Origin of the sequence: Myceligenerans xiligouense (genome assembly GCF_003814695.1) — a bacterium.
Lineage (GTDB): Bacteria > Actinomycetota > Actinomycetes > Actinomycetales > Cellulomonadaceae > Myceligenerans > Myceligenerans xiligouense.
In genome coordinates, this window is sequence record NZ_RKQZ01000001.1 from 1,875,574 (window position 1) to 1,891,015 (window position 15,442).

General features: G+C 73.6%; 13 protein-coding genes. 7 read left to right on the forward strand and 6 right to left on the reverse strand.

The window, feature by feature from the left end:
- The first annotated feature begins 83 nt into the window (after positions 1-83).
- From EDD34_RS07995 to EDD34_RS08010, 4 genes are all read left to right on the forward strand, one after another.
- The gene (locus tag EDD34_RS07995) at positions 84-1,094 is read left to right on the forward strand and encodes a zinc-dependent alcohol dehydrogenase (protein ID WP_123814102.1); all 1,011 of its coding nucleotides are present in this window, start codon (positions 84-86) and stop codon (positions 1,092-1,094) included.
- A gap of 211 nt (positions 1,095-1,305) precedes the next feature.
- Positions 1,306-1,761 carry a GyrI-like domain-containing protein gene (locus tag EDD34_RS08000; protein ID WP_170177002.1) on the forward strand — a complete coding sequence of 152 codons (456 nt, stop codon included), beginning with the start codon at positions 1,306-1,308 and terminating at the stop codon, positions 1,759-1,761.
- 110 nt (positions 1,762-1,871) lie between these two features.
- On the forward strand, positions 1,872-3,050 hold the full coding sequence (locus EDD34_RS08005; protein WP_246012246.1) for a GNAT family N-acetyltransferase: 1,179 nt from the start codon (positions 1,872-1,874) through the stop codon (positions 3,048-3,050).
- A 60-nt stretch (positions 3,051-3,110) separates the two neighbouring features.
- The gene (locus EDD34_RS08010; RefSeq protein ID WP_123814104.1) at positions 3,111-4,100 is read left to right on the forward strand and encodes a hypothetical protein; all 990 of its coding nucleotides are present in this window, start codon (positions 3,111-3,113) and stop codon (positions 4,098-4,100) included.
- A 77-nt stretch (positions 4,101-4,177) separates the two neighbouring features.
- Here EDD34_RS08010 and fgd read toward each other — a convergent pair whose 3' ends face one another.
- Entirely contained in the window at positions 4,178-5,179 is a 1,002-nt protein-coding gene (gene fgd, locus EDD34_RS08015; RefSeq protein ID WP_170177003.1) for a glucose-6-phosphate dehydrogenase (coenzyme-F420), read from the reverse strand.
- Positions 5,180-5,183: 4 nt separating this feature from the next.
- Between fgd and EDD34_RS08020 the strand changes: the two genes are divergently transcribed.
- Positions 5,184-6,002, forward strand: coding sequence for an HAD hydrolase-like protein (locus tag EDD34_RS08020; RefSeq protein WP_246012247.1), 819 nt, complete (start codon positions 5,184-5,186; stop codon positions 6,000-6,002).
- Positions 5,999-6,550, forward strand: a complete 552-nt coding sequence (locus EDD34_RS08025; protein WP_211341526.1) for a GNAT family N-acetyltransferase — start codon at positions 5,999-6,001, stop codon at positions 6,548-6,550. The genes EDD34_RS08020 and EDD34_RS08025 overlap by 4 nt, the downstream gene beginning before the upstream one ends.
- Before the next feature lie 34 nt (positions 6,551-6,584).
- On the opposite strand, the gene EDD34_RS08030 is transcribed toward EDD34_RS08025, so the two are convergent.
- Positions 6,585-7,016 (reverse strand): GNAT family N-acetyltransferase, encoded by a 432-nt coding sequence (locus EDD34_RS08030; protein WP_123814105.1) that lies wholly within the window; start codon positions 7,014-7,016, stop codon positions 6,585-6,587.
- Between the two features lie 69 nt (positions 7,017-7,085).
- Entirely contained in the window at positions 7,086-9,563 is a 2,478-nt protein-coding gene (locus tag EDD34_RS08035) for a DNA gyrase/topoisomerase IV subunit A (protein ID WP_123814106.1), read from the reverse strand.
- Positions 9,564-9,683: 120 nt separating this feature from the next.
- Here EDD34_RS08035 and EDD34_RS08040 point away from each other — a divergent pair, with 120 nt between their 5' ends.
- Positions 9,684-12,695 (forward strand): bifunctional acetate--CoA ligase family protein/GNAT family N-acetyltransferase, encoded by a 3,012-nt coding sequence (locus tag EDD34_RS08040; protein ID WP_246012248.1) that lies wholly within the window; start codon positions 9,684-9,686, stop codon positions 12,693-12,695.
- 97 nt (positions 12,696-12,792) lie between these two features.
- On the opposite strand, the gene EDD34_RS08045 is transcribed toward EDD34_RS08040, so the two are convergent.
- The 3 genes from EDD34_RS08045 to EDD34_RS08055 are packed head-to-tail and all read right to left on the reverse strand — an operon-like array spanning position 12,793 to position 15,368.
- Positions 12,793-13,449 carry a thymidine kinase gene (locus EDD34_RS08045; RefSeq protein WP_123814107.1) on the reverse strand — a complete coding sequence of 219 codons (657 nt, stop codon included), beginning with the start codon at positions 13,447-13,449 and terminating at the stop codon, positions 12,793-12,795.
- Positions 13,450-13,470: 21 nt separating this feature from the next.
- Positions 13,471-14,787: an alkaline phosphatase family protein gene (locus EDD34_RS08050; RefSeq protein WP_246012249.1), complete on the reverse strand. Its 1,317-nt coding sequence runs from the start codon at positions 14,785-14,787 to the stop codon at positions 13,471-13,473.
- The gene (locus EDD34_RS08055; protein WP_425462347.1) at positions 14,784-15,368 is read right to left on the reverse strand and encodes a DUF5998 family protein; all 585 of its coding nucleotides are present in this window, start codon (positions 15,366-15,368) and stop codon (positions 14,784-14,786) included. Before EDD34_RS08055 ends, EDD34_RS08050 begins: the two co-directional genes overlap by 4 nt.
- Positions 15,369-15,442: the final 74 nt, after the last annotated feature.

Consider the following 15,442-nt stretch of genomic DNA (forward strand, 5'->3'; position numbering starts at 1 on the left):
CGGCAGTCGCCGCCGAGGAGCCGTCAGCGCCGGGATCGCCGTCGCGGGATCGCCGTCGCTGGAACCGGACGAACGGAGCCGTCATGAAGGCAGCAGTCGTCTCGGAGTTCCTCGCTCCGCTCGACGTGAAGGACGTGCCCGCCCCCGAGCCCGGACCCGGCCAGGTGCGCGTTCGTATCGAGGCCAGCGGGCTGTGCCACACCGACATCCATGCCGCGCACGGCGACTGGCCGGTCAAGCCCACCCCGCCCTTCATTCCCGGGCACGAGGGCGTCGGCCGGATCGACGAGCTCGGGCCCGGCGTGACCGGCCGCGCCGTCGGCCAGCGCGTCGCCATCGCCTGGCTCGGTAGCGCCTGCGGCGAGTGCCGCTACTGCGTCAGCGGCTGGGAGACACTGTGCGAGCGGCAGGAGAATTCCGGGTACTCCGTGAACGGCGCCTTCGCCGAGTACGCCGTCGTGCCCGCCGCGTTCGCCACGCCCGTGCCGGACGACGTGTCGTCGCTCGACGCCGCACCCCTGACCTGCGCGGGCGTCACCACCTACAAGGCCGTCAAGGTCGCGAAGGTGACACCGGCCGAGACCGTGGCCGTGTTCGGTATCGGCGGCCTCGGACACCTCGCGGTGCAGTACGCCCGGATCGCCGGCGGGTTCGTCGTCGCCGTCGACGTGGTGGACCACAAGCTCGGCCTGGCTTCGCGGCTCGGCGCCGACCATGTCGTCAACGCCGCCCGCGAGGACCCGGTCGAGGCCATCCAGCGGCTCGGGGGCGCCGACGTCGCCGTGGTGCTCGCCGCCTCACCGCCCGTGTTCCACCAGGCCTTCCACTCGCTGCGCCGCGGTGGCCGGCTGGTGTGCGTCGCGCTGCCCGCCGAGGGAAGGCTGGAGCTGCCGATCTTCGACACCGTGATCAAGGGCATCACGGTGATCGGCTCCATCGTCGGCACGCGCAACGACCTCGCCGACGTGTTCGCTCTCCACAGGGCCGGCCGCACCGAGGTGGTCGCCGTCGAACGCAAGCTCGACGACGTCAACGAGTCGTTCACCGACGTGCTCGCCGGGCAGGTCCCCGCTCGCATCGTGTTCGGGTTCTGAGGGGCCGGGCGAGGAGACGTGTGGCCGACCGCACCGACAGCCTGGCGACCGCACCCGGTCGACCGACGGACCGCTCGACGTCTGGCCGACTGCTCGGCACCCGACCGACCCCGCCCGGCTGCCGGTCGACATGCGCCGGACAGGCGCGAGGGCTGATGCTGGAGACGTGCCGGGCCGCCGAGGGTCCGGCGTCGACCGAGAGGTGCACGAGATGGAGATCGAACGAGGCGAACGCGCGGCCCAGGAGATCGTCGGACTGCACGAGACAGTACGGATGGACGAACTCCAGGACTTCTTCCCCCGCGCCATGACGGCGGCCGCAGAGGCACTCGCGGAGCGGGGCATGGAGCCGACGGGCCCCGCTGTCGCCCTCTACAACGGCATGGAGGGGGAGACGTTCGACGTGACCGCGGGGTTCCCGGTATCGCCGGGTGCCGCGCCGTCGGACGACGTCGTGGCGGCGATGCTGCCCGGGGGCGCGACGATCGAGGCCATCCACCAGGGAGCGTACGACCACCTGTCGGACACCTACGAGGAGCTCACGGCCTGGTTCGAGGGGAACGGGATGGAGATGCCGCCGGTGATGTGGGAGGAGTACCTCGTGGGTCCCGAGAGCGAGGCGGACCCCGGTCGGTGGCGGACACGCATCGTGTACCCCGTCGACTGAGCTTCCGTCCCGGACGCCGGACGCCGGACGCCCCTGCCCTGGCGGACGTCCTCGCCCCGGTTCGGAAAATTGGGTGACCAACGGCGGCCGCGCGGCCTAGCGTGAACCGCATGAGCACCGCCGACGCCGTCGACCCCGCGACCACCGACAGCGCGACCGCCGGGCCCTCGGACCCGTCGCCGCCCGACCTCACGGTCGCGGAGCGAGCGGCCCCGCCCGCCACGCTGCCCGAGGTCCACGCCGACGGACTCACCTGGCGTGGCGCCCGCCGCGAGGACGCACCCGCGGTCCTCACGATCCTCAACCACCTCGCCGCCGCCGACAACGCCCCCTTCCGCTGGTCCCTCGCCGAGATCGAGGAACGCCTCGCCGCGCCGTACCGCGACCTCGACCGCGACTTCCTCCTCGGCGTCGACGGCACGGGCGCCCTCCACGCGTTCGCCGACGTCCACACCCCGCCCGGCGACGAGACGGTAGCGCGCGCCATCCTCCAGGGCGGGGTGCACCCCACCCGGCGCGGCGAGGGGATCGGCCGCGAGTTGCTCGCCTGGCAGATCGCCCGCGGGCGGCAGAAACTGGCGGCCTCGGCGCTCGCGGACCGGCGTGTCCCGGCATGGCTCGTCGTGCACATGGAGGACGAGGCGCCCGAGACCCTGGGACACACCTTCGAACGAGCGGGGTTCGCCGCGCAGCGGTACTACTCGGACCTGCGCCGCGATCTGTCGCGGCCGATCCCGCCGGTGGTCGCCCCGCCGTCGGACAGCACGCTGCGCCTGGTCCCGTGGACGCCGGAACTCGACGAGCCCACGCGCCTCGCGCGCAACGACGCGTTCCGGGACCACTGGGGCAGCCAGCCGCAGACGCGGGAGACCTGGGCGGAGGACCGCTCCGCGTTCATGCCGGCCTGGACGTACCTGGTGGTCGACGACGCACCGGACGTCGCCGCGCTGCTCTCCTCGCCGGACACCGACGAGGAGACCGCGGCGGCCCTGCGAGCCGGGGACCCGCTGGTGGTGGCCTACCAGGTCGCGTCCAAGTACGTCGAGGACTTCGAGGTACGCGGCTTCACCTTCGGCTACTCGGACAACGTCGGCGTGCGCCGCGCCTACCGGGGCCGCGGCCTCGCCCCGGCGGTCATGGCGGCCGGGATGCGCGCCATGGCCGACGACGGGATGCAGTACGCGGCCCTGGACGTCGACACCGAGAACCCCTCGGGCGCGGTGGGCCTGTACGCGGCGCTCGGCTACGAGAAGCAGGGCGGCTCACGGATGCTCACGATCGAACTGTGAGTACTGGCCGGTTCGCCGAATCTCTGGTGGCTCGCTCACCAGCGACATAGTCTCTCCGGTGTGATGCGTGACGACGAGCCCCACCCCGGAGACAGGTCGAGCGAGACGGACGACGAGCCGATCGGGGCTCCCGTGCTGCCGCCCTGGGTGGGAGAGACGCGCGAGCGGGCGGCCGCCGGGGTCGACGGACTGCTGCGTACTCCCGCAGCACGCGGCGCAGCGGTCGCTTTTCTCGTCGTGGCCGGGATGTGGATGATCGTCGCCATGCCGGTGCCGTGGGGAATGCTGCGACTCGAGGTGGTCGGCGGCACGATCGACGTGAGGTGGCTGGCAGCACTGGCGACGCCGCTGCTCCTGGCCCTCGCCCTGCACCTGGCGACGGCGCCACGCCTGCTGCCCGGCACGCCGGCCACGAGGCCGAGGCTCGTGGCCGGTGTGATGTCGGCTCTGTACCTGACGGCGCTGGGAACTCTCACGGCCGGCTCGTTCGGGCCGTGGGTGACCGTGGCGATCCCGCTGCTCGTCCAGGTGGCGTTCATCGTGGCGTTCGTGCCGTCGCGAGGCGGCAACGCACCGGCCGGCGCGACGCCGGCGGATCGCCCGCAAGCCCCTGGTGCGCCTGACGGCATCGCCGCCTACGGTGCCTCGCCTGCCGGTGCCTTGCCTCGGCCTGCCCCGTCACGGGCACGGCAGGGACAGATGATCCTCGCGGTGGCGTACGCCGCCGTCGGCGTCCTGGCCACGGTCATGCTGGTCCGGACACTGCCCGACATCGGCATCGGCGGCCCGTGGCTGATCCTCGAAGGCGTCGAGTACACGCTGGTCGCCACGATGGCCGTGCTCGCCTGGGGCGTGAACCGCGCCGCCGGGGTGGGCGGGGCGTTCTTCGTCCTGGCCGAGGCGCTGTCCATGCTGCAGATCACTATGTCCGCGCAGCTGGTCGCGGCGGAGTGGTCCACGCTGTCCTCCGCGCTGACGACGTGGTGCTACGTGCTGGCCCTGGGCCTGATCACGGCGGGCGTACTGCGCCGTGCGCTCAGGACGGCGTGAGATTCGGCGCACGGCGCAGGAACTCGGCACGGTCGTCGGCATGCTTGCCACAGTGATCACTCACCGGTGCTGAACGATCACAGGCCGCGCAGCAGCGGCAGGACGTCCTCACCGAACTGGGTCAGGAAGCGGCGCTGGTCGTGGCCCGGGCCGTGCACCATCAGATGGTTCAGGCCCGCGTCGAGGTACGGCCTGATCATCTCCACCGCCTCCTCCGGCTCCGAGGCGACGATCCAGCGCTTCGCGATCTGCTCGATCGGCAGCTCGTCCGCCAGCCGCTCCATCTCCTCGGCCGAGGTGACGCTGTGCTTCTGCTCCGGGGTGAGCGAGAGCGGCGCCCAGAACCGCGTGTTCTCCCGCGCCGCCGCCGGGTCCCGGTCGTAGGAGATCTTCAGCTCCAGCACCTTGTCGATCCCGGACACGTCACGCTCCGCCTTCGCGGCGCCCTCGGCCACGCCGGGCAGCAGCTTCTCCGTGTACAGCTCCATGCCCTTGCCCGACGTGCAGATGAAGCCGTCGCCCGCCCGGCCCGCGTACCGCGCCACCATCGGCCCACCGGCCGCGACGTACACCGGGACCGGCTTCTCCGGCCGGTCGTAGATCGTGGCGCCCACCAGCTTGTAGTAGTCGCCGTCGTGGTCCACCGAATCCTCGGACCACAGCCGCCGCATCAGCCCGACGGCCTCCCGCAGCCGGGCGAACCGCTCCTTGAACTCCGGCCACTCCCGGCCGCTCACCGCGATCTCGTTCAGCGCCTCACCCGAACCCACGCCGAGCACCACGCGCCCCTCCGTGAGCAGCGCCAGCGTCGCGAACGTCTGCGCGACCACCGCCGGGTTGTAGCGGAACGTGGGAGTCATCACACTCGTGCCGAGCGTGATCCGCTCCGTCCGCTCGCCCGCCGCGCCGAGCCACGCCAGCGCCGACGGCGCGTGCCCGCCGTTGACGCGCCAGGGCAGGAAATGGTCCGAGATCCACGCGCTGTCCAGGCCGGTCTCCTCGGCGAGAACCGTGAAGTCCACGAGGTCGCGGGGACCGAACTGCTCTGCGGATGCCTTGTAGCCGATCTTGAGAGTCACATCCGTGACCTTACGCCCCAGGACCGACATCGACACCGAGACCGGCGCGATACCCGCCCCCCGGAGCGACGGCTCCGGCACCCACGCGCCGAAATCGGCTGACGCCACCACCACCGCGCGCCGTACCCTCGGCGCTGTGACGATCTCCCTGCCCGACCGCCCCACGCACGTGCTCCTGGATCTCGACGGCACCCTCACCGACTCCGCCCCCGGCATCATGGCCTGCCTGCGCACCGCCTTCACCGAGACCGGGATCCCCGTGCCCGACGACGCCCACCTGCGCCGGTTCGTCGGCCCGCCCCTCGGGCTCTCCCTCGCCCGCACCGGGCTCACCGACGCCCAGGCCGAGGCCGTCGTCACCGTGTACCGGCGCGAGCTCGAGGGCGGCGGCATGTACGACAACACCGTGTTCGACGGCGTCACCGACCTCCTCACCACCCTGCGCGACGCCGGCACCACGCTCGTGGTCGCCACCGCCAAGCCGCAGCCGCTGGCCCGCCCGATCGTCCGGCACTTCGCACTCGACCAGTACCTGGCCGACGGCGTCGACTCCGTGTTCGGGCCCGCGCTGGAGGGCGCGGGGCAGCACGCCGGGAAGGAGAAGGTGGTGGCCCGGGCGCTCGCGGCCTCCGGCGGTGACCAGGCCGGCGCGGCGGCGGTGATGGTCGGTGACCGGGAGCACGACGTGCACGCCGCGGCCGCGAACGGCATCCCGACGATCGGTGTCACCTGGGGCTACGGCGAGCCGGGCGAGCTGGAGCGGGCGGGCGCCGCCGTCGTCGTCGGCTCGCCCGCCGAACTGCGCGAGGTCCTGCTCGGATGAGCACGAACCGCGAGGGCACCCGGATGCCGGGCGGCATCGCCGCCCGCACGGGCGCGCACGCGCCCTGGACGATCACGCCCGAGGACGTCACGTCCGACGTCGCCGCCGGCCTCTTCCGTGACTACTACACCGAGGTCAGCGACCGCTGGTACCAGCGGGAGCACGGGCACGACACCGACCCGGCCGAGCTGGAGCGCGAGATCGCGGCGGACGCGGGCGACGGCCTCGTCCCGCCGTCGGGCATTCTGCTGGTGGCCTGGTACGACGGCGAGCCCGCGGGGATGGCCGGCGCCCGCCTCGGCGACCCCGCCACGGCGGAGCTGAAACGGGTCTACCTCCGGCCGGCCTTCCGCGGACGCGGGGGAGCGGCCCGCCTGGTCGGCGCGGCCGAGGACGCCGCGCGCGGCCTGGGCGCCCGGCGGATCGTCCTGGACACCCGGAACGACCTCGTCGAGGCCCGCACCCTGTACGCGCGCCTCGGCTACGCGGAGACCGAGGCGTACAACGACGCCCCGTACGCCGAACACTGGTTCAGCAAGGACCTCTGAGCGGCCGCCGATGCCCGCCGGTGTCTCGCACGCTTCAGATGCGGTAGCGGGCCATCCAGGCGTCGGGCTCGTCCACGGGCTTCCAGCCGAGGTCCTCGTAGAGCGCACGGCCCTCGCTCGACGCCCGCAGCAGGGTCCGCGCCACGCCGAGCCGGTCCAGATCCCCGGTGATCCCCTCGACCAGGAGGCGCGCGAGGCCGCGGCGGCGATGGGCCGGGTCCACGACGACGTCGGCCAGCCACGCGAACGTCGCGCCGTCGGTCACGACGCGGGCGTAGCCGACGAGCGTGCCGGACTCGCGCGCGTACACCGCGTAGTTGCGCGACCCGGCGATCGCGGCGTCCTGCACCTCACGCGACCGGTCGGCCACCCAGTAGGCGTGCTCCGCCAGCAGGGCGTACACCCGCGCCGGGTCGATGCGGCCGGGGTCGGCGGAGAACTCGTACGGCGACTCTTCGGCAACCATGCGCGGCAGTCAACCATGCACCGGGGCGCCGGCGGGCCGAGGTCTGTCAGCCGACCACCGTGACCTCTGTCAGCCGACCACCGTGACCGGAGTCTCCAGCGGCGTCCCCGACCCGTCGCGACGCTCGTCGGCCTCCGGAAGGTCCACCGGCTGCCCGCCCGTGCCGAGCGCACGCGGCGGCGCCGCGCCCACCCAGGCGAGCACGAGGCCGTCGAACCCCTTGAGGAACCTCTGCGAGCGGACGCCGCCGGTGGCCCGCCCCTTGCCCGGGTAGAGGTCGAACGGCGTCACCTTGCCCATGCCGGCCTCGACACCCGGCAAAGCTTCCGCCGCACCCGCGATCGTCACCACCGACGCCGCGGTGCCGGCCCGTACCGCGCCGAAGAACACGACCTTCTGGTCCGCCGCGAGCTTGATCCCCGCGATGCCGCCGCCGGACCTGCCCTGCGGCCGCACGGCGGAGGCCGGGAAGTGCAGGAGCGAGGAGTCCGAGGAGACGAACACCAGCTCGTCGTCGTCCGTCACGAGCGCGGTGCCGACCACCTCGTCGTCGTCCTTGAGCCCGATGACCGTCCAGTCCTCGCCGTTCTTCGGCACATCGGTGCTCGTCACCCGCTTCACCACGCCCGCCGCGGTGCCCAGCGCGAGTGTCGGGGCGCCCTCGGCGAGGGACAGCAGCCCCAGCACCGTCTCGTCCCCGTCAAGATCGACGAGCTCGGACAGCGGCAGCCCGCCGGACAGCGACGGCGCCCCGTCCGTGGGCGGCAGTGTCGGCAGCTCGACCACCGGAACGCGCAGCGCACGCCCCCGTGAGGTGACCAGCGCGATGTCGCCGCGCGTGGTGGCGGCGCAGTCGGCCCGCAGCGCGTCGTGCGCGGCGCGGTTGCCCTCGCGGGACACCGGGGCGTCGTCCGTCAGCCGGGCCAGCAGCCCGGTCGCCGACAGCACGACCCGTGTGGGGGAGTCGGCGATCTCCAGGTTCAGGTCGTCCAGCGCGCCCTTCTTGCCGCGCGCCGCCGGAGCGGCCGAACCGACGCTGCCGCCCTCGGCGTCCAGCAGGATCGTGCGACGCGGTGTGCCGTACGTCTTGGCGACCTCGCCCATCTCCTTCGACACGAGCCGGTGCAGCACCTTCTCGGAGCCGAGGATCTCCTCGAGCTTGGCGATCTCCAGCCGCAGCTCCTCCTGCTCCTTCTCCAGCTCGATGCGCGAGAACTTCGTGAGCCGGCGCAGCTGGAGATCGAGGATGTAGGCGGCCTGCGCCTCCGAGAGGTCGAACACGCTCATGAGGCGCTCACGCGCCGCCCCGGCGTCGTCCGACGAGCGGATCACCTGGATGACCTCGTCGATGTCGAGGATCGCGACGAGCAGGCCCTCGACCAGGTGCAGCCGTTCCTGGCGCTTCGTCAGGCGGAACTGCGTCCGTCGTCGGACCACGTCCACCCGGTGATCCACCCAGACGCGCAGCAGGTCGAGCAGGCCGAGCGTGCGCGGCTGCCCGTTCACGAGCGTCACGTTGTTGATGCCGAACGTGTCCTGCAGCGGCGTGGTGCGGTACAGCTGCTCCAGCACGGCCTCAGGGTCGAAACCGGCCTTCACCTCGATGACCAGCCGGAGCCCGTGGCTGCGGTCCGTGAGGTCCTGGACGGCGGTCACGCCCTGGATCTTCTTGGCCTTGACGCCGTCGGCGATCTTCTCGATCACCTTCTCCGGGCCCACCGTGTACGGCAGCTCCGTCACCACGATGCCGCGGCGCCGGGGCGTCACGTTCTCGATCCGCGCGGTCGCCCGGGTGCGGAACGTGCCGCGGCCCGTGCGGTAGGCGTCCCGCACGCCGTCCAGGCCCACGATCTTGCCGCCGCTCGGCAGGTCGGGGCCGGGCACGAACCGCTGGACGTCCTCCAGCGTGGGGTCCGGGTGCTTCAGCAGGTGCTGGGCGGCGGCGACCACCTCGACGAGGTTGTGCGGCGGCATGTTCGTCGCCATGCCCACAGCGATCCCCGAGGCGCCGTTGACCAGCAGGTTCGGAATGGCCGCGGGCAGCACGTCCGGCTGGGTGAGCTTGTTGTCGTAGTTCGGCACGAAGTCGACGACGTCCTCGTCGAGATCCGCGGTCATCGCCGTGGCCGACGCCGCGGGCCGGGCCTCCGTGTACCGGGGGGCCGCGGGGCCGTCGTCGAGCGAACCGAAGTTCCCGTGCCCGTCCACCAGCGGCAGACGCAGCGAGAAGTCCTGCGCGAGACGCACCAGGGCGTCGTAGATCGCCGTGTCGCCGTGCGGGTGGAGCTTTCCCATCACCTCGCCCACCACGCGCGAGGACTTCACGTGGGCGCGGTCGGGGCGCAGCCCCATGTCCGCCATCATGTAGAGGATGCGGCGCTGCACCGGCTTGAGGCCGTCGCGCGCGTCCGGGAGCGCACGGCTGTAGATGACGGAGTACGCGTACTCGAGGTACGAGGCCTCCATCTCCGCCGAGACATCGATGTCGACGATCGTCTCGTGGATCTCGCTCTCGTCGAGCGGGGCGGACGACGGCTTACGGGCCATTCTTCTTCGGGCTCCTGCGGGATGGGACGGAAGGGTACGTGCCGCGTGCGAGGGGGTGAGACGCTGCGCGACAGGCCAAACCTACACTTGTTCGACGGCAGCACTGGTTAGCCTTGCCGTGTGAGCGACGACGCCGTGGGCGTGCAGGAGCAGGACGCCCCGTACCCGGTCGAGTGGGAGGCCGACGTCGTGCTGCGCGACGGCAGCACCACGCACCTGCGCCCGATCCGGCCCGACGACGCCGACGCCCTCCAGCGTTTCCACATGGCGCAGTCCCAGCGTTCCACCTACTACCGGTTCTTCGCGGCACTGAACCGGATCCCGGAGCGGATGCTGCGGCAGTTCGTCACCGTGGACCACATCGACCGCGTCGCGCTGGTCGCCGTCCGGCCGGCGGACGCGACGCCACCCGGCCGCGTCGCCGGGGACGACGCCGCGCGTGCCCAGGACGGCCTTCCGGCCTCCGGGGAGGGCGCCGCTCCCGCGCCCGGCGAGGAGATCCTCGGCGTCGCGCGGTTCGACGTGGTCCCCGGCCCGGGCCCCCGCACCGCCGAGGTCGCGTTCAACATCGCCGACTCCGTGCAGGGCCGCGGCCTCGGGTCCGTACTCCTGGAGCACGTCGCCGACGCCGCGCGCGAGCGCGGCATCCGCCGCTTCGTCGCCGAGGTGCTGCCCCAGAACCGCGCCATGCTCGGGGTCTTCCGGGAGGCGGGCTATGCCATCGAGCAGCGCCTCGACGACGGGTTCGTGCACGTCGGCTTCGACCTCGACCCCACCGACCGCTCCCGCGAGGTCATGGCCGATCGCGAGCACCGCGCCGAGGCCGTCTCGATGGCGGGCCTGCTCGGCGCCCGCCGCGTCCTCCTCGTCGGGCCGGGGGAGATCGGGGACGACGACGGTGCCGAGGTGGGCGGCGCGGAGGCGGGCGGCACGGAGGCGGGCCCGAGGCACTCTCTGGAAGCCCTGCAGGCCGCGCGGGTCGTCGAGTCGCACCGCGCCGATCCGGGCGACACCGAGCTGACGGTCCTGGGCGTGGCGGGGGAGGCGACCCGGCCGGCCGCGGCACCGGAGCCGGTGGCCGTGCCCGAGCCGGTAACGGTGCCCGAGCCGGAAGCGGCACCGGATGATCCGGACGCCGCGCCGGGGCGGACGACCGCGCCCGGTACGCCGTCGTCGGCCATCCGCTACGCCGGCACGTGGGACGACGTCGGGGAGACCGACCTGCTGCTCGTGGCCGGGCCGCCCGGCCGGGCGATCGAGGCCGTGCGGCGCGCCGCGACCCGGGGCGCCCGGGGCGTCGTGGTGTTCTCGGGCGGGTACGCGGAGACCGGGCGGGCAGGGCTGTCCCGGCAGCGCGAGTTGCTGCGGGTGGCCCACTCGGCGGGGATGCGGGTCGTGGGGCCGGCGTCGTACGGGCTGATCACCAACGCGGCGGGCGCGCGTCTGCGTGCGTCGCTGGCGGAGCACGTCCCGCCGGACGGCGTGGTCGGGCTGTTCTGCCAGTCCGCCCCGGCGGCCGTCACGCTCTCGGAGACGGTGACCCGGCGCGGGCTGGGCGTCTCGTCGATGGTGTCGGCGGGGCACCGCGCGGACGTGTCGGGCAACGACCTGATGCAGTACTGGCAGGACGACCCGACCACCGGCGTCGTGTGCCTCTACCTGGAGACGCTCGGCAACCCCCGCAAGTTCTCGCGGGTCGCCCGGCGGCTCGCGGCGCGGAAGCCGGTGGTCGTGGTGGTCGCGGGGCGGTCGGGGCACGTCGTGCCACCCGGGCACGTGGTGCGGACCACGCGGGCGCCGCGCCGGATGCTGGACGAGGTGCTCACGCAGTCGGGCGTGATCCGGGCGGAGAACACCCACCAGCTCATGGACGTCGCGCAGGTCGCGGCCCACCAGCCGCTCCCGCACGGGCGGCGCGTGGGCATCCTGGCGGGGTCGCCCACGCTGCTCACGCTGGTGTCGGAAGCGTGCGGCGCCGCGGGGCTGGAGGTGCGTGAGGCGGTCGCGCTGCCGCCGGGGGCGTCCGACGAGGACGTCGAACGCGCCGTCGCGAGCCTGTACGCGCCGGAGGCCTGCGACGCCGTCGTCGTCGTGGACGTCCCGGTCGTGGTGCCGCGCTCCGACGGGATCGCGCGCGCCGTCGCCGCGGCGGCGGCGCGGACCGGGCGCACCACCGTGGCGAGCATGCTCGGGCTGCACGGCATGCCGGAGGTGCTCCGGTCGGGCGACGTGCGGGTCCCGGCGTTCTCGACCCCCGAGGACGCGGTCTGGGCGCTGGGTGCGGTGGTGCGGTACGCGCGCTGGCGCAAGCAGGACCACGGGGAGCCGGTGCGCCCCGAGGGCGTCGACCGCGCGCGGGCGCGAGAGCTGGTGGCGGACGCGCTCGGGAACGGCGCGGTGGGCGTGACGAACGGCGGGGCCGGGCCCGGGACGGCGGAGGCGCTGCCGCTCGACGACGACCGCGCCGCCGCGCTGCTCGCCTGCTACGGGATCCGGCTCTGGACCGCGCGCACCGTGGGCTCCCCGGACGAGGCGGTGGCCGCCGCCCGCGAGATCGGCTGGCCGGTGGCGCTCAAGATCGCGACGCCCGCGCTGCGCCACCGTGCGGACCTGGGCGGGGTGAAGCTCGACATCGCCGAGGAGTCGGAGCTGCGGGCCGACGCGACGCGGATGCAGGCCGCCGCGGGGTCGCTGGTCCCGGCCGTGGACCCGGCGCTGGAGGTCCAGGCGATGGCACCGCCGGGCGTGGCGTGCGTGATCCGGAGCCGGGAGGACGACCTGTTCGGCCCGGTGGTGTCCTTCGGGCTGGCGGGGGACGCCACCGACCTGCTGGACGACGTCTCGCACGGCGTGCCCCCGCTGACCGACGTCGACGTGGCGCGGATGGTGCGCGGCGTGCGGACCGCGCCCCGCCTGTTCGGCTACCAGGGAGCGCCGTCGGCGGACGTGGCCGCGCTCGAGGACGTCCTGGCCCGGGTGTCGGTCATGGCGGACGACCTCCCGGAGCTCGCGTCGCTGGAGCTCTACCCCGTGACGGTCGCGGAACGCGGCGCGTCGGTCCTCTATGCCAGAATCCGCCTCCGCCCGGCGTCCCGCCGCACGGACCCCCTCCGCAGATCCCTCCCGGAATAACGGGCACCCCAGACCCCTGCTGAGTACGGTTCAGCAGGGCTTCGAACCCATTCCCTGAAAGGTCTGCGCGACCCTGCTGAACGCAGGTCGGTACCGGTCAGGGCCAGAGGGACTCGGCGGCGGTGCTGCGGCGGCGGGCCGTGGCCGCCGTCATGTGGCGCATGTGGTGGCGGCGGCAGAGCACCTCGTAGGCGGTGTCGCCGGTGGCGCCGGCATCGCTGTCGTCGGCGGTGTCCCCGATGACCACCTGGTCTCCCTCGGTGACCATGACGCCGTCGACGGTCCGCGCGTTGTGCGTGGCGCGTGCGCCGCACCAGCACAGGGACTGCACCTGGAGCACCTCGATCCGGTCGGCGAGCTCGAACAGGCGCGCCGACCCGGGGAACAGGCGGGTGCGGAAGTCGGTGGTGATGCCGAACGCGAACACGTCGATCTCGGTCTCGTCGACGAGCCGCGCGAGCTGCTCCACCTGGCGCGGTGAGTAGAACTGCGCCTCGTCGCACACCAGGTGGTCGACGGCGTGGCCCGCGCGCCGCTCGGCGTGCACCTCGGCCCAGAAGTCGGTGTCGTCGAGCACCTCGCGGGCGTGCACCTCCAGCCCGAGCCGGCTGGACAGCCGCGCCACGCCCGCACGGTCCCCGCGCGTGAAGATCAGGCCGCGCCGCCCGCGCGCGGTGTAGTTGTGGTCGGTCTGCAGGGCCAGGGTGGACTTGCCGGAGTCCATGGTCCCGGTGAAGAAGACGAGCTCGGCCACGGTACTCCTCGCGGGGTCGGGTCAGGCCACCGCGACGAGCAGCGGCACGTGCATCTCGTACGGGGTCAGGGAGCCGTGCACGCCCGGCATGGCACGGGCGTCGGGGGAGTGCAGGCGCGAGTCGACGACCGTCGTGGCCCCCGAGCCGTCCGCACCCCCGGTCATGGCGACCACGACATCACCGATGACGGCTCGCACGTGCTCCGGGACATCCGAGCCCGGTCCCGTCGCCGGGCCGAACCATCCCTGGCGGACGGCCTCGTCACGCGATCGGACGACGGCGTCCTCGCCCAGCCGGGCGGCCCAGCGCGCCGCGACGTCCGCCGGGTCGGCGTCGTCGCGCGTGTAGACGTGCAGGGCGCGGGGTTCGCCGCCGAGCAGGGCGACGCCCTCCGACAGCGCGGGTTCGGCGGCGACGTCGTACTGCCGCGACGGCTTCGTGGCGACCTGCCCGTGGTCCGCCGTGACGAGCACCAGCGTGCCGCGCGGCACGCTGCGCAGCAGCCGGCGCAGCTCGCGGTCCGTGTCCTCACACGCGGCGCCCCACTGCGAGGACGTCCAGCCGTGCTTGTGCCCCGCCTTGTCCACGGCGCCCTGGTACAGGTAGACGAGCCGGCGTTCCGCGCCGTCTCGCGCGCGGAGGGCGGCGACCGTGGCATCGACGGCATCGCCGAACTGGTTGCCCGTCACCACGTACCGCGGCCCGCGCAGCGCCGCCGAGGTCATCCCCGAGTTGTCGTACTTCCGCGGACCCGGCGCGCTCACCCCGACACCGCTCGCCACGAGCGACTCCAGCACCGTGGGCTCGCGCTGCAGGTCGCGCGGGGCGACGGTGAGCGGCCGCGACATCCGGGGCCCGCGGCGGTACGGGTCGGACTGCTCCTGCCAGGACACGAGCGTGGCCAGCCCGCCCGTGGCCGGGTTGCGCTGGGTGTAGCCGAGCAGCCCGGTGCGGGCCGGGCTGGTGCCGGTACCGAGGGTGGCCAGGGCGGCCGCCGTCGTGCTGGGGAAGCTGGACGTGAGCGTGCGGGATCCCGGCAGGAGGCCGCGCATCGTGGGCGCGTGCCCGCCTCGATCGGTGAGGTTGTGGGTGCCGAGACCGTCCACGACGACGACGACGCAACGGGTGACCGCGCCGAACCCGCCGGCCAGTTCCTCGGCCGCGGCGCGCGAGCCGATCCCCGTGGCGGTGACGAGCTCGTGCCCGAGAGCGCCGGCGGCGGCGGGCAGCACGCCGGCGAGGCTCTCCAGGCCGTACGACGGCGCCACCAGGCCCGCGGGCAGATCGGTCAGGCCGCCGGGTACCGGCCGCCCGGACGTGTCGGTCGGTGGCGTCACGCGGCGGTGGCCCGGGACAGGGCCTCGGCGAACTCGGTGGCGGCGCGGACGGCGTCGTTCCCCTCCGCCGCCGACGACACGCGCACGACGACATCGTCCGGCAGGGACTGGCCGGTCAGCCCGTGGTCCGCCGTGCAGTTCGGGTCGCCGCAGGTGGCCGGTTCGAGGTCGATGCGGCGCGCGCCGCCCCAGCCGATGGCGAGGTTCAGCTCCAGGCGGGACGCGCCACGCGGGTGCTTCTCCGGCTCACCGATGATGTGGGTGAGCCCCACCGACCGGACCTCCTTCAGCGGGACCGCCTCCGTGGTGGCGGCAGCCTGGCCGGGGCGGCCGTCGTCCTCGTCGGCGGGCTGGTCGTCCACGTGCGCCGTGATGAGGCGGGTGGGTGTCAGGACGAGGACCGTCAGGTGCCGGCGCACCTCGGAGTCGAACGTGGTCTCGGCCTGCACCAGGTGTGCCACCACGTCCTCGCCCGCGAGCGCGACCTCGAGCAGGTCGGAGACGAGCTGCGGGTAGTACCCGGCGCGGTGCAGTCGGGTGTTCAGCGTCTTGCGCATCTCGGCGGCGGGGGCGGTAGGCACCAGGTGATTGTCCCACTGACAGGGACATGAGGGCCAGTTCGTGGCCAGGACCTGTGGATTGCCGCCGGAGGGGG

What these genes read in the sequence shown, in the direction of transcription:
- EDD34_RS08035 (WP_123814106.1), bottom strand. Translation starts at nt 9,563, where the DNA reads ATGGCCCGTAAGCCGTCGTCCGCCCCGCTCGACGAGAGCGAGATCCAC.
- EDD34_RS08030 (WP_123814105.1), bottom strand. Translation starts at nt 7,016, where the DNA reads ATGGTTGCCGAAGAGTCGCCGTACGAGTTCTCCGCCGACCCCGGCCGC.
- EDD34_RS08005 (WP_246012246.1), top strand. Translation starts at nt 1,872, where the DNA reads ATGAGCACCGCCGACGCCGTCGACCCCGCGACCACCGACAGCGCGACC.
- EDD34_RS07995 (WP_123814102.1), top strand. Translation starts at nt 84, where the DNA reads ATGAAGGCAGCAGTCGTCTCGGAGTTCCTCGCTCCGCTCGACGTGAAG.
- EDD34_RS08025 (WP_211341526.1), top strand. Translation starts at nt 5,999, where the DNA reads ATGAGCACGAACCGCGAGGGCACCCGGATGCCGGGCGGCATCGCCGCC.
- EDD34_RS08000 (WP_170177002.1), top strand. Translation starts at nt 1,306, where the DNA reads ATGGAGATCGAACGAGGCGAACGCGCGGCCCAGGAGATCGTCGGACTG.